Genomic DNA, 19,374 nt, shown 5'->3' on the forward strand with positions numbered 1-19,374 from the left:
TGCTACTAAAACGTCACGCGCATGCCTACGGTCACATTACGCCCCATCAACGGTGCCGCATTCTTGATGAATGAAGTATGGCTGTAGGCCAGTTCATTCGTCAGGTTGTTCGCCTTGATGTAGAACTGGGCCGGCGTCGTGCCGAGGCGCGTGTCGTAGTTGGCGCTAAGGTTCAGCATGTTGTAGCCCGGGGTTGCCGTCTCGAAAGCGGCGACCTTGTCCTGCTTGCCAACGCGGTAGAACTCGGCCACGCCGCTCCACGCCTGCCAGTTGGCATCAAACTTCACGCCGACGCGCTGGGCCGGGATGCGCGGCAGATTGCCGCCGCCGTCGGCCAGCTTGGCCCGCACATAGTCGCCGAACACGCTGGCGCCGAACATGGGATTCAGCTGCTGGCGGATTTGCCCTTCCACGCCCGTAAACGTGGCGTCGCGCTGGGCGTACTGGATCAGCTGGAAGCCTTCGTGGCTGTCCAGCGTGCTGCCGAAGATGTAGTTGTCCACTTTGTTGCGGTAGGCGCTGGCCGAGAAGGTCGTGGCGCCCGCATATTTGCGCAAGGTCAAGTCGATATTATTCGACGTTTCCTTGCCCAGGTTTTCATTGCCCAGCTCATACGTGGCCGTGGCCATGTGCACGCCGTGCGCATACAGTTCCTCGGCGCTGGGCAAACGGTGCGTGCGCGAGATGGTCGCGCCCAGCGAATACTGGGGCGCGAATTTCCACACGGTGCCCAGCGAGATCGAGGTGCCCTTGGCGCTGCGGTCTTGCAAGGTGGCGCTGTCGACCGTGATGTCTTGCCATTCGTGGCGCAAGCCCGCCTCGAAGCGCCATTGGTCCAGCTTGTATTCCTCGACCAGGAAAGCCGCGTGTTTCTTCGTTAGCGTGGGCGCCACGTACGCTTCCTCGCCCAGCGCCGAGAAATCGCGCTTCGACGTTTGCAGGCCGACCACGCCGCGCCAGCCGAAGACGGGATGATGCTCCATTTCCAGGCGCGCATCGTGGCCCTTGTTCTTGAACGTGGTGGCGATTTCCGTACCTTCGATTTCATCGTGCTTGTAATCGGTGAACGCGGCGCGCAGACGCAGCTTGGCGAAGCCTGGCACGGGATCGCGTAATTCACCGCGCACGTCCCAGCGCTCACTCTTCAGTTTCACGTAAGGCACGCTTTCATGCTCGTGCTCATGTTCTTCTTCATCCCCATGGTCGTGGCCTTCGTGGCCGCCGCAATGCAAGTGCGTGCCGTGTGGGTGGCAGCTCTCGAATTCGTGGTTGTGGCCAGGCAAGCCATATTCCGCGTGCTGGCTGGTGAAGGCCAGGCCCAGGAAGCCGCGTGATCCCACCCACGACACGCCCACGCTGCCCGTGTCCGTCTTGTTGTAGCTGCCGGCCACTTTGGAACCGCCTTCCCAGCCGCTGCCGACCTTGTATTCCTTGGCGTCGCGCTTGACGCCTTCCGCGTGGAAGGCGATGTTGCCGGAGCCACCAGTCACTTCAAAGGCGCCCGCCTTTTCGCGCGCGGCCGAGTTGGCGCGTACTTCCGCGCTGCCTTCAAAACCTTTCGCCGGCACGTGCGTGGGGATTTTCTTGTCGATCACATTGACGACGCCGCCGACGGCGCCGCCGCCGTAGGCCAGCGCAGACGGGCCGCGCAGCACTTCAATCTGTTCCGACAGCATCGGTTCGGCCGCGACGGCATGGTCGGGGCTGATGGTCGAGGCGTCTTGCACTTCGGCGCCGTCGGACAGCACCTTGACGCGCGGGCCATCCATGCCGCGAATGATGGGACGGCTGGCGCCGGCGCCGAAATGGCTGGAGGTGATGCCTGGCTGGCCAGCCAGGGTTTCACCGAGGGTTGCTGCCCTTGCCAGCACCAGTGCCTCGCCTTCCAGTACGGTGACGGGCGTGCTCATGTCGTCGCTGCCCAGGGCCAGGGCGCTGGCCGAGACGGTGACGGCAGGCAAGGTGGCTGCCTGCTGTGCCAGTGCGCTGGCCGGGGCGGCAAAGGCCAGCATGATGGCCAGCGCGAGGGGAGTGGGTTGTTGAGGACGGACGGACATGGGCAAGAGTTCCTTTATCGGCTAGCGGTGTTGGCGGGGTTTGGGCAGGCTGTTGCCGGATGGGGTGACTGCCAAAAAGATGATAATGATAACCCATTATCATTACTGCGTGACAGTTTTTCGGGCGGTGGAACTAGGCGGATGGTGTATTCTGTCGGCTATGGAACGCACAACACGACAAAAAACCGCTATTCAAGCCGCCATCGAGTCGGCCCAGCGCCCCTTGTCGGCGCAGGAAATCCTCGAACAGGCCAGCTTGCAGGTGACGCAGTTGGGCATAGCCACCGTTTACCGCAATCTGAAATCGCTGGTGCTGGAAGAAAAAGTGCACGTGGTGACCTTGCCGGGTGAAAACCCGCGCTATGAATCGAACACGGCCGCCAATCACCACCACCACCATTTCCAGTGCACCACGTGCCAGCGCGTGTTCGACGTGCATGATTGCCCGGGCGACTTGAAGCGCATGGCGCCGCAAGGCTTTGTCGTCGAGCGCCACGAGCTGACCCTGTACGGCCGCTGCGCCGACTGCAATGTCGGCGCCGGCCCTGCCGTTGCGGCGGGCGCCATTGTGGCAGTTGCCACCACTGTGCACGCCTGCGCCAGCGGCCACGACCCGGCCTGAGCGGTCCAGCCCTCCGTGTTGGCACGGGCGCAACAATGCCCATGCCCACCGCAATTGCTACACCCCATATCACGTATAATCTTTCCTTTAAAGCTGCCGCCACTCTTTGCCAAAAAAACATGAAATCATCTGAAATCCGCGACAAGTTCCTCAAATTTTTCGAGTCCAAGGGCCATTCCATCGTCCGTTCCAGCTCCCTGGTGCCGGGCAACGATCCGACCTTGCTGTTGACGAACAGCGGCATGGTGCAATTCAAGGATGTGTTTACGGGCACGGACAGCCGTCCGTACACGCGTGCCACCTCGGTGCAGCGCTGCGTGCGCGCCGGCGGCAAGCACAACGACCTGGAAAACGTCGGCTACACGGCGCGCCACCATACTTTCTTTGAAATGCTGGGCAACTTCAGCTTCGGCGACTATTTCAAACGCGACGCGATCCAGTACGCGTGGGAACTGCTGACCAAGGTGTATGGCTTGCCGGCCGACAAGCTGACCGTCACCGTGTATATCGAAGATGACGAAGCGTATGACATCTGGGCGAAAGAAATCGGCGTGCCAACCGAGCGCATCATCCGCATCGGCGACAACAAGGGCGCACGCTACGCGTCCGACAATTTCTGGCAGATGGCTGACACGGGCCCATGCGGTCCGTGCACGGAAATCTTCTACGACCACGGCGCCGACATTCCTGGCGGCCCGCCGGGCTCGCCGGACGAAGATGGCGACCGTTTCATTGAAATCTGGAACCTGGTGTTCATGCAGTTCAACCGCGACGAAGCGGGCGTCATGCACAAGCTGCCGAAGCCGTGCGTGGATACGGGCATGGGCATGGAGCGCCTGGCCGCCGTGTTGCAGCACGTGCATTCAAACTATGAAATCGACCTGTTCCAGCATTTGATCAAGGCTGCCGCGCGCGAAACGGGCGCCACGGACCTGGAAAACAAGTCGCTGCGCGTGATCGCCGACCATATCCGCGCCGCCGCCTTCATGATCGTCGACGGCATCATTCCAGGCAGCGAAGGCCGCGCGTATGTCTTGCGCCGCATCATCCGCCGCGCCTTGCGCCATGGTCACAAGCTGGGCCAGACAAAGCCGTTCTTCTACAAGCTGGTGGCCGACCTGGCCGTGGAGATGGGCGGCGCCTATCCGGAGCTGGAAGAGGCCAAGGACAACGTGGCCAACATGCTGAAAGCCGAGGAAGAGCGTTTCGGCGAAACCCTGGAAACGGGCATGAAAGTGCTGGAAGCGCAGCTGGCCAAGGATGCCACGGGCATCGACGGCGCCACCGCCTTCACCCTGTACGAAACCTACGGCTTCCCGCCGGACCTGACGGCCGACATTTGCCGCGAACGCAATATCACGTTCGACCAGGTGGGCTACGACGCGGCCCTGAAGGAAAGCCAGGAACTGTCGCGCAAGGGTGGCAAGACGCACAAGGACAGCAAGGTCGAGTACACGGGCGAGAAAAATAAATTTGTCGGCTACGATCAATTGACGTTCAGCAGCAAGGTCGTGGCGCTGTACGCGGCCGGCACGCCGGTAACGGAACTGAAGGCGGGCCAGGATGGCATCGTGGTGCTCGACACCACGCCGTTCTACGCCGAATCGGGCGGCCAGGTGGGCGACCAGGGCGTGATCGCTTCGGGCACAGGCAGCTTTGCCGTCAGCGACACGCTGAAAATCCAGGCTGACGTGTTTGGCCACCACGGCGTGCTCGCATCGGGCGTGTTGAAGGTGGGCGACGCCGTCTCGGCCGAAGTCGATACGGCCAAGCGCGCGCGCACCATCCGCAACCACTCGGCCACGCACTTGATGCACAAGGCTTTGCGCGAAGTGCTGGGCAGCCACGTGGCGCAAAAGGGTTCGCTGGTCGACCCCGATAAAACCCGTTTCGACTTCAGTCACAATGCGCCGATGACGGCGGAGCAAATTGCCGCCGTGGAAACCATCGTCAACCAAGAGATCCTGGAAAACCGCGCCACGCAAGCCCACCTGATGTCGTTTGACGATGCCGTCAAGCATGGCGCGATGGCCCTGTTTGGCGAGAAATACGGCGACGAAGTGCGCGTGCTCGACATCGGCAGCTCGAAAGAACTGTGCGGCGGCGTGCACGTGCAGCGCACGGGCGATATCGGCTTGTTCAAGATCATCGGCGAAAGCGGTGTTGCCGCCGGTATCCGCCGCGTGGAAGCGGTCACGGGCGAGGGCGCGCTGGCGCTGGTGCAAACCATCAACCGCCGCCTGGTCGAAGCGTCCAACGCCTTGAAGGCGCAGCCGGAAGAACTGACGGCCCGCATCGTCCAGGTGCAAGATCATGTGAAGGCCTTGGAGAAGGAACTGGCCGCGCTGAAATCGAAACTGGCGTCCGGCCAGGGCGATGAGCTGGTCACGCAAGCCGTCGATGTCAACGGCATCAAGGTGCTGGCCGCCGTGCTGGAGGGCGCCGATGTGGCCCGTTTGCGCGAAACCATGGACAAGCTGAAGGACAAGCTGAAGACGGCCGCCATCGTGCTGGCCAGCGTGACTGACGGCAAGGTCAGCCTGATCGCCGGCGTGACGGCAGACGCGACTTCCAAGGTCAAAGCGGGCGAGCTGGTGAACTTCGTTGCACAGCAAGTGGGCGGAAAAGGCGGCGGACGCCCCGATATGGCGCAAGCAGGCGGCACCGATGCTAGCGGCCTGGCGAATGCCCTGGCCGGCGTGCCGGCCTGGGTCGGCGAACGCGCAGCACAGGCGTAAGCTAGAGGATATGCGGGGTTTTCGCCCCAGAGCCCCTTGAAAACGGCCCGCTGACACTGTTTGCGGGCCGTTTTGCCGTGTGGAATCTCGTTGTGACCCCACAACAGCCGATGAACTATTTTGGTGCAGCGCGTCAATGCCCCTGATTTAGAGTAGTATGTCGAAAATCAGTACAACAAAACAATGGTGGGATATTGATGATGAGCGACACACTACTTGATACCGAGATTATGGAATTTCACAAAGAACTCGACGCGCGCGGCTTGAATTGCCCGTTGCCGATTCTGAAGGCGAAAAAGGCTTTGTCAGAGCTGCAGAGCGGGGAAGTGCTGCGCATCATGGCAACCGATCCTGGTTCCGTGCGCGACTTCCAGGCTTTCGCCAAGCAAACGGGCAATGCCCTGCTGTCGCATGTGCAGACGGGCACCGAATTCGTCTTCCTGATGCAACGCAAATAATTCTGCCAGCCGGGCGGCCGTGGCGCTGCCTGCTTGAGCGCTTGCCGTGCCGTTTTGGCGTCACTATCACGCCCTTTTGCTGCCCTGCAGCGTAGCGGTAGACTCCCTTGAAATCCTCGAAGCTGGACAGTTTAGATGAATTGTTCTAACAAAAAATCGCACGATCGTGCTTAAATTCGGTTCAGGATTCAAATTTCTCTTATAATCGAACGCACAATCAGTACTTGATCCGTCATTTTTATAATTTCCCAAAGGCATAGCTATGAAAGTCTTGGTACCCGTCAAACGCGTGGTCGACTATAACGTCAAAGTCCGCGTCAAGAGTGACGGCACTGGCGTCGATACCGCCAACGTCAAAATGTCGATGAACCCTTTCGATGAGATCGCGCTGGAAGAAGCGATGCGCCTGAAAGAAGCCGGCAAGGTCACTGAAGTGGTCGCCATCTCCTGCGGCGTGACGCAGTGCCAGGAAACCTTGCGCACCGCCATGGCCATCGGCGCCGACCGCGGCATCCTGGTGGAAACGACGACCGAACTGGAACCGCTGGCCGTGGCCAAGCTGGTGAAAGCCCTGGCCGAGAAAGAGCAGCCGCAACTGATCATCCTGGGCAAGCAAGCGATCGATGACGACAGCAACCAGACGGGCCAGATGCTGGCAGCCCTGCTGGGTTGGCCACAAGCCACGTTCGCCTCGAAAGTCGTGCTGGAAGACGGCAAAGTTATCGTCACGCGCGAAGTCGACGGCGGCCTGGAAACCCTGGCATTGACCTTGCCCGCGATCATCACCACCGACCTGCGTTTGAACGAGCCACGCTATGTGACCTTGCCGAACATCATGAAGGCTAAGAAAAAGCCGCTCGAGACCGTCAAGCCGGAAGATCTGGGCGTCGACGTTGCGCCACGTCTGAAGACCCTGAAGGTCGTCGAGCCAGCCAAGCGCTCGGCCGGCATCAAGGTGCCGGACGTCGCTACTCTGGTCGCCAAGCTGCGTACCGAAGCCAAAGTCATCTAAGCGCGGCCCCGCCGTTCAAATCTATACCCGGGGTCAGTTCCTTTAGGCCTGACCCCGGCACTTGCATATACTGTTAGGAATAATCATGGTCGCATTAGTTATTGCTGAACACGACAACGCTACCTTAAAGGGTAGCACCCACCACACCGTGACCGCGGCTGCCCAGTGCGGCGGCGACGTGCACGTGCTCGTCGCTGGCTCGAACGCATCGGCCGCTGCCGCTGCCGCCGCGCAAATCGCCGGCGTGACGAAAGTCATCGTGGCCGACGCGCCATACTTTGCCGACGGCCTGGCCGAAAACGTGGCCGAGCAAGTGCTGGCCATCGCCGGCAACTACAGCCACATCCTGGCTCCCGCTACCGCCTACGGCAAGAACATCCTGCCGCGCGTGGCCGCCAAGCTGGACGTGGCGCAAATCTCGGAAATCACCAAGGTCGACTCGCCTGACACTTTCGAGCGCCCGATCTACGCCGGTAACGCGATTGCCACCGTGCAATCTGGCGACAAGGTCAAGGTCATCACCGTGCGCACAACCGGTTTCGATGCGGCTGCCGCCACCGGCGGTTCGGCTGCCACCGAAACCGTCGCCGCCGTTGCCGACGCCGGCAAATCGGCCTTCGTGGGCCGCGAACTGGCCAAGTCCGACCGTCCTGAACTGACCGCCGCGAAAATCATCGTGTCGGGTGGCCGTGGCATGGGTTCGGCCGAGAACTTCCACATCCTGGAGCCGCTGGCCGACAAGCTGGGCGCCGCCATGGGTGCCTCGCGCGCCGCCGTCGACGCCGGCTTCGTGCCGAACGACTGGCAAGTGGGCCAGACGGGCAAGATCGTCGCGCCATCGCTGTATATCGCCGTCGGTATCTCGGGCGCGATCCAGCATCTGGCCGGCATGAAAGACTCGAAAACCATCGTTGCCATCAACAAGGATCCGGAAGCGCCGATCTTTGCCGTGGCCGACTACGGCATCGTGGGCGATCTGTTCGAGATCGTGCCGCAACTGGTCAAGGAACTGGGTTAATTTCAACCCGTCCCGGTTTTGTTACTGACAAAGCCACGCCGGCCCGCCCCACACGGCGAGCCGCGCGTGGCTTTTTTCTTGGAGAAAAGAAGATGAGCTATCAAGCCCCGCTGAAAGACATGTTGTTCGTCATGAACGAACTGGCCGGCCTGGCCGAAATCCACACTTTACCGGGCTGCGAAGACGCCACGCCCGACACGGCCGAGGCCGTGCTGGAAGAGAACGCCAAATTCTGCGGTGGCGTGGTGGCCCCCCTGAACTGGCCCAGCGACAAGGAGCCCAGCTTTTGGCACGACGGCCAGGTCACTACCTCGAAAGGCTTCAAGGAAGCCTTCAAGGCGTATGGCGAAGCGGGCTGGCAGGGCGTGCAGCATCCGACGGAGTTCGGCGGCCAGGGCTTGCCCAAGCTCTTGGCCACGCCGTGCATCGAAATGCTCAATTCGGCCAGCATCTCGTTCGCCCTGGTGGCCCTGCTGTCGGACGGCGCCATCGAAGCGCTGTTGACTGCCGGCAGCGATGAACAAAAGGCGGTTTACCTGGAAAACCTGGTGTCGGGCAAGTGGACGGGCACCATGAATTTGACGGAGCCGCAAGCGGGGTCGGACCTGGCCGCCGTGCGCACGCGCGCCGTGCCGCAGGGCGATGGCACCTATACAGTCTTCGGCACGAAGATTTTCATCACGTATGGCGAGCACGACATGGCGGAAAACATTGTCCACCTGGTGCTGGCCCGCACGCCGGACGCGCCTGCTGGCGTGAAAGGCATCTCGCTGTTCATCGTGCCGAAATTCCTCGTCAATGCGGACGGCAGCCTGGGCGCGCGCAATGACGCGCACTGCGTTTCCATCGAGCACAAGCTGGGCATCAAGGCGAGCCCGACGGCCGTGCTGCAATTCGGCGACCACGGCGGCGCCATCGGCACCCTGGTGGGCGAGGAAAACCGCGGTCTCGAATACATGTTCATCATGATGAACGCGGCCCGTTTCGGCGTCGGCTTGCAAGGCATCGGCCTGGCCGAGCGCGCCTACCAGCAGGCCGTGGCGTTCGCCAAGGACCGCGTACAGTCGCGCGACCTGGCGGGGTCCAGCGGCCCGGTCTCCATCATTCACCACCCGGACGTGCGCCGCATGCTGATGTCGATGCGCTCGCAAACGGAGGCGGCGCGCGCGCTGGCCTATGTGGGCGCGGCTATCAGCGACGTGGCGCACCACCATCCGGAGGCGGACGTGCGCGCGGAAAGCCTGGCGACGTATGAATACCTGGTGCCGGTCATCAAGGGTTGGGCCACGGAAATGTCTCAGGACGTCACGCGCGACGGCGTGCAAGTGCATGGCGGCATGGGTTTCATTGAAGAGACGGGCGCCGCCCAGCATTACCGCGACGCCAAGATTCTTACCATCTACGAAGGCACGACCGCCATCCAGGCCAACGATCTGGTAGGGCGCAAGACGGTGCGCGACGGTGGCGCCGTGGCGAAAGCCATCATCGCCCAGGTGCGCGCCACGGAAGCTCAGTTGGGCGAGCTCTCCGGTGCCGACTTCCAGGCCATGCAGCGCCACTTGGCCGAAGGCAGCGCCGCGCTGGAAGCGGTGGTGGAATACGTAGTGGCAAACATGAAGACGGACATCAAGGCCGTGTTTGCGGGCAGCGTGCCGTACCTGAAACTGGCCGGCATCGTGCTGGGCGGCTGGCAAATGGCGCGCGCGGCCGTGGTGGCGCAGCAAAAGCTGGGAGAGGGCAGCGGCGACGCTTCGTTCTACAAGGCAAAAATCGCCACGGCGCGCTTCTTTGCCGACCACATACTGTCGCAAGCGCCAGGCTTGCGCGCCACCATCATTGATGGCAGCGCCGGCGTGATGGCTTTGTCGGAAGAGCAGTTTTAAGTTGAAATTTTGCCGGTGCATGCCGGCAAAATGCAAAAAAGCGCTGGAGAGTGATCTCCAGCGCTTTTTTTATTTCTATCAAGAATGCTTGGGAAAGCGTTCAGGGCAAGGCGCGTTGTCGCAGTCCGCTGCCAGTACGACAACCTCAGCAAAATGCGGGCAACGCCGCCATGGACGCTTTGCCTGCGTTCTTATCGGCGGGCGATGCCGTTGCCCGAATTGCGTACCAGATCGCCAGCGGCCAATCCAGGATCCTGGTCAAACGCGAAGTCAGCCTTGGTGCCCGTCTCGTATTGCACGGTGACGGTCCACACCTTGCTGTTTTTCATGTGGCCTTCGACTTGCTTGCCCGCAAAAGCGCCGCCAGCGGCGCCGGCCAGGGTGGCCAGGTCCTTGCCGCGTCCGCCGCCGACCTGGCGACCCAGCAGGGCGCCGGCCACGCCGCCGCCGATCATGCCCAGCGCGCCGCCTTCACCCGCTTTTTCGGCGACGTTGACTGCCAGCACCTTGCCGCAATCGGCGCAGATTTGCTGCTGGGTTGGCTTGCTATTCTGGCCTGCATACGAGTTGCCAGCCTTTTGCGCGGCCTTGGCGTTGATGATGGCCTGGTTATATTCGCTCTTGGCGTCGCGCTGGCATTGCATGCGGGCTTTCGAGCTGGTTTCTTCTGCGCACAATTTCTTGTCGTCCGCATAGCGCGTGCTGGCTTGCTTTGTGTCGTAGGCGTATTGCGCCTTCGGCGAGAGGTTTTGCGCGAAGGCAGATGTGCTGAACAGGGCCGTGATGGCGACTGCGAGGATGAAAGGGCGACGAATCATGATCTTCTCCAGTTGGGTGTTGAATGTGCCAGTAATGTCGACATTGTGAATGCAGTATAGAGCAAAATCATGATTGCTTACCAACACTTACATGTGCGTGCGGCGTGCGCTATTTGATGTCATGCCCGCAGGGAAACTAACCGTAGGCGCCGCCGGTGTAAAGCAAGTCGAACAGGCGGGCCATGGTGGCGATCAGCACGCCTGCTCCTAGCATCAAGGTGGCGACCAGCACCGCGGCCAGGGGCCAGCCCGTGTCTGACCGGTGGCCGGAGGCGGCGTTGTAGCACGCATCCCACTTGTCGTCCGGCATCAAGCCCAGCACTAGCGCTTCCAGGAAGCCGCCCAGGGCGGACAAGGTCAGTGGCAGTATCTGGTAAAACCAGTCGGCCTCGGGAAACAGCTGGTGCAGCAGAAAAGTGGCGGGCAGGGCGGCCAGGTGCACCCAGCCCCAGCGGTCCTTGGCGCCGTGCAGATAGAAGCGGTGCGCGCCCAGCATGCCCAGCAGGAAGGCCAGTAGTGTCGTGAAGGCCTTGTTCTTGTGCGACTGTTGCAAAATGGTAGCGGTGATCATGGGACTCCAGAGTTGCTCATCGGTAAAGATTGCCAGTATCGGTCATCGTCTCGCACAACGATAGCACTTTCCTGTGGCGTTTATGTAATGATTTCGCCTCATTCCAAGCCATTGCCGGCACGATAGACGCACACGCCTATTGCGTCTTCGGCCATGACTAGTCATAATGTTTGATTAGCCCAAATTACACGCCCGTCATCATAACGCTTGCTGCCTGGCGGTAAAGCGCGCTATAATTTGCGGCTTTTTCCGCCTCAGCACACTTTTTGGAAATATTATGGTCGTTATTCGTTTAGCTCGTGGAGGCGCCAAGAAGCGCCCGTTCTTCAACATCGTCGCTACTGATTCGCGCAATCGCCGCGATGGTCGCTTCATTGAGCGTATCGGTTTTTACAACCCGATGGCGCAAGGTGGCGAAGTTCCACTGCGTATCACCGCAGACCGTCTGGCCTACTGGCAAGGCGTTGGCGCACAATTGTCGCCAACCGTTGCTCGCCTGGTAGCCAGCAACAACAAAGCAGCAGCTTAATTAGATCACTGGTTTGACGGTCAAGACTGCATCCGGGGTGAAAGTCCCCGATGACCTGGTACAGGTAGGCTATGTCTCCGGTGCTTATGGCATTGCTGGCGGAATCAGGATCACTCCTTTCTCCGACGACGCGGATGCATTATTAAGCGTCAAAACCTGGTGGTTTGATAAACCGACCTTGCATGATGTTCAAGTCAGGCAAGCAAAGTTACACGGCGGCGACGTCGTGGCCCAGCTGGTGGGTGTGGTCGGGCGGGATGCCGCAGAAGCGCTGAAAGGCGTTTCTGTGCAAATTCCGCGTAGCCATTTCCCGACGCTGACGGCCGATGAATTTTATTGGTCCGATCTGATCGGACTGACAGTTGAGAATTTGCAAGGCGAGTGCCTCGGCACAGTGCACGACATGATGAGCAATGGTCCGCAATCGATCTTGCGCGTTACGCCCGTCGCCACTGCCGATGAGACCGTTGAAAAGGCGCCTGAGCGCCTGATCCCATTTGTTGGCCAGTTTGTCATTAATGTTGACAAGACCGCCAACAAGATCACGGTCGACTGGGGCCTCGATTATTAAACCGCCTGCGCTTAACTTTGCGCCAGGCAAACTTTGCAGGATGGTGAGCGATGCAATTTGATGTCGTGACCCTGTTTCCTGAAATGTTTGCTGCGCTGACGCAGTCGGGTGTGACCCGGCGCGCCTTCGAGCAGGGGAAATGTGGCTTGTCGCTGTGGAATCCCCGTGATTTCACGACCGACAATCACCGTACTGTGGATGACCGCCCGTATGGCGGCGGTCCCGGCATGGTGATGATGGCCCGTCCCCTCGAAGCGACAATAAATGCCGCGAAGCAACGCCAGACCGAACTGGGACTGGCGGCGCCCCGCGTGGTGTTCATGTCGCCGCAAGGCCGTCCGCTGACGCACGAGCGCGTCACGCAGCTGAAAGCCGAACCTGGTTTGGTGATCCTGTGTGGCCGCTATGAAGCCGTGGACCAGCGTTTGCTGGACCGTTGCGTCGACGAGGAAATCAGCGTGGGCGACTTTGTCCTGTCGGGCGGGGAATTGCCTGCCATGGCGTTGATGGATGCGATGATCCGCCTGTTGCCGGGTGTCTTGAACACGGAGGCATCGGCCATCGAGGATAGCTTCGTCAATGGTTTGCTCGATTCGCCGCACTACACGCGGCCGGAAACATATGAAGGCATGGTCGTGCCGCCCGTCTTGATGGGTGGCAATCATGCCGAGATCGTCAAGTGGCGCCGCCAGCGCATGCTGGAAGCGACCGCGACAAAGCGGCCTGACCTGCTGGTCAGTGCACGTGCCGCCGGCTTGCTCAGCAAGACCGACGAAAAATTCCTGGCCAGCCTGTAAAACGTTTTCGGACGGTAAACAGGGTGGCCTGTAGTACCGGGCATGTTGCCCATATTGTGTTACCCATCCTCTACCGGGCGGATACTTGCTATCCACAGTGCGCCGGCATGATGGTTTTCGGAGTTATAAAAATGGACTTGATTCAACAATTAGAGCAGGAAGAAATTGCTCGTCTGGGTAAAACCATTCCTGAATTCGCACCAGGCGATACCGTTATCGTCAGCGTCAACGTAGTCGAAGGCACGCGCAAGCGCGCCCAGGCTTACGAAGGCGTCGTTATCTCGCGTCGTAACCGTGGCCTGAACTCGAACTTCATCGTTCGTAAGATCTCGTCCGGCGAAGGCGTTGAGCGTACGTTCCAACTGTACTCGCCGCTGATCGCTTCGATCGAAGTGAAACGCCGTGGTGATGTTCGCCGCGCCAAGCTGTACTATCTGCGTGAGCGTTCGGGTAAATCGGCGCGTATCAAAGAAAAATTGCCAAATCGCCGCGTTGTGGCGAAAGCAAGCGCGTAATATCAGCGTCTGCGTTGGGAAAAGGGGTGCCGTATTGGTGCCCCTTTTTTTATTCTGAATTGCCAATGGGACAAGCTGCATGGCCACCATCGCATTTGATCCACAACAACTTGCCATCGATTCTATCGCCGGCGAGGCGGCGCTGGACGCCGTGCGTTTGACGCCCGACTGGCTGCGCCAGCGCCTGGCCGAACAGCCTGACTGGCAGCCCGAGATTACCCAGGATTTCCTTTCCGCCCGCGCCGTGCCCGTGCGCGCCGCCGTGCTCATTCCGCTGGTGCAGCGTCCGCAAGGCTTGACCATCTTGCTGACGATGCGTACGGACCATTTGAGCAGCCATGCGGGCCAGGTCAGCTTTCCCGGCGGGCGTAGCGAACCGTTCGATGGCTCACCCGTGGCCACGGCCCTGCGCGAAACGCAAGAAGAGGTAGGCCTGGCGCCCGAGCACATTGAAGTGCTGGGCTGCCTGCCCGACTACCTGACGGGCACCGGCTATCAGGTCACGCCCGTGGTGGGCCTGGTGACGCCACCGTTCGAACTGCGCGCCGACCCCTCCGAAGTGGCGGAAATCTTCGAAGTGCCGCTGGCTTTCCTGATGGATGGTCTCAACCATCAGCGCCTGTCTGTGGAATTGCCCGGCGGGCGGCGCTCGTTCTATGCCATGCCCTACGAGCGCTTCTACATTTGGGGCGCCACTGCCGGCATGCTGCGCAATCTGTTTCACCTCTTGCGCGCGTAAAATGGTGGCCCGCACGTAATAAGTTTGATTCCAGCACTGCACTGCGCTATCGTAGCGGGCATTGCGGTATTGCTGAAAAAGACAAAAAGGACGTTTGATGACATTTCTCTCCATACTTTGCGCATTGCTGATCGAGCAGCTCAAACCTTTGCGCGCGGACAATCCGATCTACGCCGAAATCAAGAGCCTGGCAATGCGCATGGAGACCTGGTTCAATGCCGGCCACGCCAACCACGGCCGCATGGGTTGGTTCCTCATGATCGGCGTGCTGATGGTGCCGACGGCAGGTGTGTACTGGCTCTTGCAGCATTATCAGCTGACCTTGCTGGCCTTTGCCTGGAACGTGCTTATCGTCTACCTGACCCTGGGCTTCCGCCATTACAGCCACTACTTCACCTCCATCCAGCTGGCCTTGAGCGCTGGCGACGACGCGACCGCGCGTACCTTGCTGGCCGACTGGACCAAGCTCGACACCGTGGGTATGGAAGCGAGTGAAATCGCCCGCATCGCCGTGGAAAAAGCCCTCATCACCACGCATCGCAATGTCTTTGGCGTCTTCTTCTGGTTCCTCATGCCGCTGGGCCCTGCCTGCGCCGTGATGTACCGCGTGGCCGAATACCTGGCGCGCGCCTGGAATGAGCCCGAGCACATGCGCAATGAAGCCTTCGGCCAGTTCGCCGCGCGCGCCTTTTACTGGATCGACTGGATCCCCGTGCGCCTGACGGCCGTGGCGTTTGCCGTGGTCGGCAATTTCGAGGATGCCATCTACGCCTGGCGCAATTTTGCCCAGCGCTGGCAGGATGAGGCCATCGGCATCATCCTGACGGCAGGCGGCGGCGCCATGGGCGTACGCCTGGGTACGCCAGCGGAAACGGCGGCACGCGTGTTGACGACGCCCGATCTGGCCGTCGATGACAGCGACAGCGAAAGCGATATCCTGCCCGGCGAAGAGCCGGGTTCGCGCGCCTTGCAGAGCACGGTGGGCCTGGTGTGGCGCGCCTTGCTGCTGTGGATGCTGTTGCTGCTGTTGATGTCGGGCGCCGTTTTTCTCGGCTGACGCGGGCGCACACGCGCTGTCCATGCGCCTTGCGCGTGGAACAAGGTTAAAATAGGGGCTGGCGCACAAGGCGTGCCGGCCCCTGTTTGCATCGGCAGGGCAGATCGAGGTAGAACCCAAGTCTTCTATAAGATATAATACTGGCTTACCGCAGCAAACGTAGTTGAATTACCAGCCCGGCTTACCCGCCGGGGCCATTCACGCAATCCAGTCCCGACAAGCCACATGGCCGAGTTATCTCAAAAAACAGGGGAACTCTCAGACGAGTTCTTCATCCTTGGTCTCACCAGCAATGGCAAGCAATTCCGACCCAGCGATTGGGCCGAGCGCCTTTGCGGAGTGATGTCCTGTTTCAATCCCGAAGGTGGCGGGCGCAATGCGCACCTCCAGTATTCGCCCTACGTGCGCCCAACCGTCGTCAATGGTGTCAAGTCGGTGGTGGTCAACACCAAGCTGCGCGAGATCGAGCCCATGGCGTTTCACTTCGTGCGCGAGTTCGCCAAGGATAACGACCTGCAGATCGTCGAAGCCTGCTTCCTGCCGCCCCCCGAAGAAAAGTAAGACCCGTTTCATTTGATCTGGCGCAAAGCCCGCTACGGCGTAGCGGCGCTGCTGATTGGCTCGGGTCAATAGCGGCCAGCTGGTGTGCGAAAAGCGCACGCGCAAATAAACCCGCATTGCGCAATTTCAGTCAAATCCTCGTCACCCGAAAATGCTACAGTCGCTGCTCGTTCAACGGGAAGCGTTCATGAGCTATCTGGCCAAGGCACTCTGGTATATCGAATCGCATTACGCCGACAATCTCTCGCTCGGCGATATCGCCTACGTGGGCGGCGCCTCGCCCTGCCACCTGACGCGCGCGTTTGGCCTGGCCACGGGCCACTCCGTGATGCGCTATGTGCGGGCGCGCCGGCTCAGCGAGGCCGCCCTGATGCTGGCCCAGGGCGCGCAAGACATCCTCGCCGTCGCCCTGGAAGCCGGTTACAGTTCCCATGAAGCATTTACACGGGCTTTCCGCGACCAGTTTCAGATCACGCCGGAAAGAGTGCTGGCCCAGCGCCACGTCGGCAACCTCGCGCTGGTAGGGGCCATCAAAATGGATGTGGCGCCGGGCGTGGCCTTGGAAGCGCCGCGTTTCGAGCAAGGTCCCGCCTTGCTGCTGGCGGGCCTGGTCGAACGTTATCGTGCAGAAACTTCTGCCGCCATCCCCGCCCTGTGGCAGCGCTTCCTGCCCCATGTGGCACCCGGCCAGCTGGTGTATGGCGTGTGCTGTAACAATGATGATGCAGGCAATTTCGATTACCTGTGTGCCATGCCGGTGAGCGACTTTTCCCAGGCTCCCGACGGCTGGACGCGGCTGCGCATCGCCCCGCAGCGCTATGCCGTGTTTCACCACCGCGGGCATATTTCCACCATCCGCGCCACCTGGCATATGCTGTGGAACGAGTGGCTGCCCCAGTCCGGGCTGGAAGTGGCCGACGCGCCCGATTTTGAACGCTACGACCAGCAGTTCGATCCCGCCAACGGCATCGGCGGCGTGGAAATCTGGCTCCCCTTGAAAGCCTGGGCATGTTCCCAACCCTGACTACGCCGGCTGCCGGCGGCACCGCACTGCGCCAGCGCCTGCTGCAAATCGCCGCCGCGCTGGCGGCGGGCGTTCCCCTGTACTGGGTGCTGGGGCCGCAGCCGCAGGGCTGGCTGGCCTGGTGCGCGCCGCTGCCCGTGCTGTGGCTGGCCCTGCGCTCGTCGCGCCGCGATGCTGCCTGGATGACGTTCCTGGCCGCCGTGCTGGGCCTGTCATCCAACGTTGCTTATTTCCGCTTGCTCATGCCCTTGCCCGCCGTGCTGGCCGTGATCGTCGTCAAGGCACTGCTGTGGCTGCTGGTGGTGCTGGCCACGCGGCGCCTCGTGCTGCGCTACCGCTCCGGCTGGACGGTGCTGGCGTATCCCGTGCTGTGGGTCGCCACCGATACGCTGATGGCGGCCTTGCTGCCGGATGGTAACTGGGGCAGCCTCGCGTATTCGCAAGCGGACAATGTTGCCGTGCTGCAGGTGGCGGCCATGGCGGGCGTGCCTGGCTTGCTGTTTTTGCTATGCCTGGCGCCATCCGCGCTGGCCTTGCTGCTGGCGGGCGGCCGCGCGTATGCGCCAGCGGCGGGCGCGACCGTGCTATTGCTGCTGGCCGTGTGGGCAGGGGGCGCCTGGCGCGTGCAGGGTGCGTTGGCCTCAAGCGGGCAGGCGCCAGGCGGGCCGCTGGCGGGGCTGGTGGGCATCGATGACTTTATCGGCCCGGCCACGCCGCCGGCGCGCGCGCAAGCCATCTGGGACCAGTACGCGCGCCACGTCGAAGAGCTGGCCGGGCAGGGTGCCAGGCTGGTGCTGTTGCCGGAAAAGATCGCCGTGCTGGCGCCAGCGCAGGCGGATGCCGTGCAGCAGCGTTTTCAGGCGCTGGCGCGCAGCACGGATGTGTGGATTACCGTGGGCATCGGCGTGCAAGACGTTGCCGGTCGGCGCAACCTGGCCTGGCTGTTCGCGCCCGATGGCGCCGCGCCCATCAGCTATCAGAAACATTATCTGGCGCCGCCCGAGCGCGATTTTCTCGCTGGCAGCGTATATGCCGTGCAGCCGGTGGCGGGTCTGGCCATGGGTCTGGCCATCTGCAAGGACATGCATTTCGCCACCCTGGGGCAAGCGTATGGTGTGGCCGGGGTGCAGGCGATGCTGGTGCCGGCCTGGGATTTCCAGCTGGACGCCTGGATGGGCGCGCGCATGACCGTGCTGCGCGGTGTGGAAAACGGCTATGCGGTGCTGCGCGCGGCGCGCGAGGGCGTGCTGACGGTCAGCGATGCGTATGGACGGGTGCTGGCGGAACGTGCCAGCAGTGCCATGCCGGGCAGCACCTTGCTGGCGCCGTTGCCGGCGCACCCGGCCGTCGCCACCTGGGCCGGATGGCTGGGGCCACTGTTCGGCTGGCTGTGCGTGGCGCTGGGCCTGGTCTTGCTGTGCCTGGGGCGCCGCGCCGCGCCCGCTCCCTGACAGGTAACGCCATGTTTTGTTGCAATGCGCAAAACCGCATTGTGCAGCCTTTTTTATATTCTCCGCAGGCTGACCATATAATCGCCGCCGATTATTTCACCATTGCGGTGCCTATATCGGCGCCACGCCGACATATATATTGCACTGCAATAAGTGGTGTTATCTGGTATTAAAAAATTGGAACGGCTGGTATTAATTGGTACTTAATTCGGCCACGAAGTCATACATATCGCCGCGGAAGTAGGAACGGCAAAATTCCACGGCGCGGCCATCGCGCAAAAAGCCCAGTCTTTCCACCGACAAGCCCGCGTCGCCTTCCTGCGCCTGCAGCAGGCTGGCCTGCTCCCCCGTCAGTAAAAGCGCGCTGAGGCGCTGCAAGGCGCGCACGGGCCGGTTGCCCGCCTGTTCCAGCGCGTCATACATGGAGATATCGACAGCGTCGAGGTCTGGCAGGCAACTGGCGACGATGGTGGCGTACTCCAGGCACATCGGCACCTCGTCCGCATAGCGGATGCGGTGGAAGCGGTACACGGGTGCGCCCGGCGACAGCCGCAGGCGCAAGGCCTCTTCCGGCGTGACGGTTCCCTCTGCGCGCTTGAGCCAGACACTGCGGGGCGTGCGTCCGCGCGCCCGCATATCCTCGGAAAACGAGGTCAGCTTGGCGAAATTCTTTTCGATGCGCGTATTGATGAAATTGCCCGAGCCGGGGCGCCGCACCAGCAAGCCCTCGTTGACCAGGCCATCGATGGCCTTGCGCACGGTGATGCGCGAGACGCACAGGTCGCTGGCCAGCTGGCGCTCGGCCGGCAATGCTTCCTCGGGGCCGAGGATGCGCTTGTCAATCGCTTCGCGCAGCGCGCGCTGCAGTTGCTGGTACAGGGGCAGGCTACTCGTCTGCCCCAGGCCTTGCATGATGTGAGCCAGGGTTGTCATACGCTGAGGGTCTCCGTTAC

At 61.4% G+C, this 19,374-nt stretch carries 19 protein-coding genes; 15 read left to right on the plus strand and 4 right to left on the minus strand.

The features are described from left to right. Nucleotides 1-5: 5 nt before the first annotated feature. Nucleotides 6-2,057, minus strand: coding sequence for a TonB-dependent receptor domain-containing protein (locus tag ACP7DE_RS13770; protein ID WP_426072633.1), 2,052 nt, complete (start codon nucleotides 2,055-2,057; stop codon nucleotides 6-8). A 160-nt stretch (nucleotides 2,058-2,217) separates the two neighbouring features. Here ACP7DE_RS13770 and ACP7DE_RS13775 point away from each other — a divergent pair, with 160 nt between their 5' ends. From ACP7DE_RS13775 to ACP7DE_RS13800, 6 genes are all read left to right on the plus strand, one after another. Further along, entirely contained in the window at nucleotides 2,218-2,679 is a 462-nt protein-coding gene (locus ACP7DE_RS13775) for a Fur family transcriptional regulator (RefSeq protein WP_426072634.1), read from the plus strand. Between the two features lie 119 nt (nucleotides 2,680-2,798). Further along, the gene (gene alaS / locus ACP7DE_RS13780; RefSeq protein WP_426072635.1) at nucleotides 2,799-5,417 is read left to right on the plus strand and encodes an alanine--tRNA ligase; all 2,619 of its coding nucleotides are present in this window, start codon (nucleotides 2,799-2,801) and stop codon (nucleotides 5,415-5,417) included. Between the two features lie 230 nt (nucleotides 5,418-5,647). Further along, nucleotides 5,648-5,875: a sulfurtransferase TusA family protein gene (locus ACP7DE_RS13785; protein ID WP_010395510.1), complete on the plus strand. Its 228-nt coding sequence runs from the start codon at nucleotides 5,648-5,650 to the stop codon at nucleotides 5,873-5,875. 262 nt (nucleotides 5,876-6,137) lie between these two features. Next, nucleotides 6,138-6,887, plus strand: coding sequence for an electron transfer flavoprotein subunit beta/FixA family protein (locus ACP7DE_RS13790; RefSeq protein WP_426072636.1), 750 nt, complete (start codon nucleotides 6,138-6,140; stop codon nucleotides 6,885-6,887). An 85-nt stretch (nucleotides 6,888-6,972) separates the two neighbouring features. Next, a complete protein-coding gene (locus tag ACP7DE_RS13795; protein ID WP_077400542.1) occupies nucleotides 6,973-7,905 on the plus strand; it encodes an electron transfer flavoprotein subunit alpha/FixB family protein in 933 nt (310 codons plus the stop codon). A 92-nt stretch (nucleotides 7,906-7,997) separates the two neighbouring features. Then, nucleotides 7,998-9,788, plus strand: coding sequence for an acyl-CoA dehydrogenase (locus tag ACP7DE_RS13800; RefSeq protein WP_426072637.1), 1,791 nt, complete (start codon nucleotides 7,998-8,000; stop codon nucleotides 9,786-9,788). A 191-nt stretch (nucleotides 9,789-9,979) separates the two neighbouring features. On the opposite strand, the gene ACP7DE_RS13805 is transcribed toward ACP7DE_RS13800, so the two are convergent. Beyond that, nucleotides 9,980-10,606, minus strand: coding sequence for a glycine zipper 2TM domain-containing protein (locus tag ACP7DE_RS13805; protein ID WP_426072638.1), 627 nt, complete (start codon nucleotides 10,604-10,606; stop codon nucleotides 9,980-9,982). Between the two features lie 136 nt (nucleotides 10,607-10,742). Continuing rightward, nucleotides 10,743-11,177 carry an NINE protein gene (locus tag ACP7DE_RS13810; protein WP_426072639.1) on the minus strand — a complete coding sequence of 145 codons (435 nt, stop codon included), beginning with the start codon at nucleotides 11,175-11,177 and terminating at the stop codon, nucleotides 10,743-10,745. 277 nt (nucleotides 11,178-11,454) lie between these two features. Between ACP7DE_RS13810 and rpsP the strand changes: the two genes are divergently transcribed. From rpsP to ACP7DE_RS13855, 9 genes are all read left to right on the plus strand, one after another. Then, nucleotides 11,455-11,706 (plus strand): 30S ribosomal protein S16, encoded by a 252-nt coding sequence (gene rpsP / locus ACP7DE_RS13815; RefSeq protein ID WP_010395524.1) that lies wholly within the window; start codon nucleotides 11,455-11,457, stop codon nucleotides 11,704-11,706. A gap of 13 nt (nucleotides 11,707-11,719) precedes the next feature. Then, a complete protein-coding gene (gene rimM / locus ACP7DE_RS13820; protein WP_426072640.1) occupies nucleotides 11,720-12,277 on the plus strand; it encodes a ribosome maturation factor RimM in 558 nt (185 codons plus the stop codon). A 50-nt stretch (nucleotides 12,278-12,327) separates the two neighbouring features. Beyond that, nucleotides 12,328-13,074: a tRNA (guanosine(37)-N1)-methyltransferase TrmD gene (gene trmD / locus ACP7DE_RS13825; protein ID WP_426072641.1), complete on the plus strand. Its 747-nt coding sequence runs from the start codon at nucleotides 12,328-12,330 to the stop codon at nucleotides 13,072-13,074. Between the two features lie 131 nt (nucleotides 13,075-13,205). After that, nucleotides 13,206-13,589, plus strand: a complete 384-nt coding sequence (gene rplS, locus ACP7DE_RS13830; protein ID WP_010395528.1) for a 50S ribosomal protein L19 — start codon at nucleotides 13,206-13,208, stop codon at nucleotides 13,587-13,589. A gap of 79 nt (nucleotides 13,590-13,668) precedes the next feature. Then, complete coding sequence (locus tag ACP7DE_RS13835) at nucleotides 13,669-14,328, plus strand: CoA pyrophosphatase (RefSeq protein WP_426072642.1); 660 nt, start codon at nucleotides 13,669-13,671, stop codon at nucleotides 14,326-14,328. 97 nt (nucleotides 14,329-14,425) lie between these two features. Continuing rightward, complete coding sequence (locus ACP7DE_RS13840; RefSeq protein ID WP_426072643.1) at nucleotides 14,426-15,385, plus strand: CobD/CbiB family protein; 960 nt, start codon at nucleotides 14,426-14,428, stop codon at nucleotides 15,383-15,385. 225 nt (nucleotides 15,386-15,610) lie between these two features. Next, entirely contained in the window at nucleotides 15,611-15,946 is a 336-nt protein-coding gene (locus ACP7DE_RS13845; RefSeq protein WP_029496213.1) for a DUF3579 domain-containing protein, read from the plus strand. Nucleotides 15,947-16,133: 187 nt separating this feature from the next. Continuing rightward, on the plus strand, nucleotides 16,134-16,970 hold the full coding sequence (locus ACP7DE_RS13850; protein ID WP_426072644.1) for an AraC family transcriptional regulator: 837 nt from the start codon (nucleotides 16,134-16,136) through the stop codon (nucleotides 16,968-16,970). Next, the gene (locus tag ACP7DE_RS13855) at nucleotides 16,955-18,421 is read left to right on the plus strand and encodes a nitrilase-related carbon-nitrogen hydrolase (RefSeq protein WP_426072645.1); all 1,467 of its coding nucleotides are present in this window, start codon (nucleotides 16,955-16,957) and stop codon (nucleotides 18,419-18,421) included. Before ACP7DE_RS13850 ends, ACP7DE_RS13855 begins: the two co-directional genes overlap by 16 nt. A gap of 192 nt (nucleotides 18,422-18,613) precedes the next feature. Here ACP7DE_RS13855 and ACP7DE_RS13860 read toward each other — a convergent pair whose 3' ends face one another. Beyond that, entirely contained in the window at nucleotides 18,614-19,354 is a 741-nt protein-coding gene (locus tag ACP7DE_RS13860; RefSeq protein WP_426072646.1) for a GntR family transcriptional regulator, read from the minus strand. Nucleotides 19,355-19,374 lie beyond the last annotated feature (20 nt).

The organism is Janthinobacterium sp. DSP2-3-3, assembly GCF_049897325.1.
Lineage (GTDB): Bacteria > Pseudomonadota > Gammaproteobacteria > Burkholderiales > Burkholderiaceae_D > Janthinobacterium.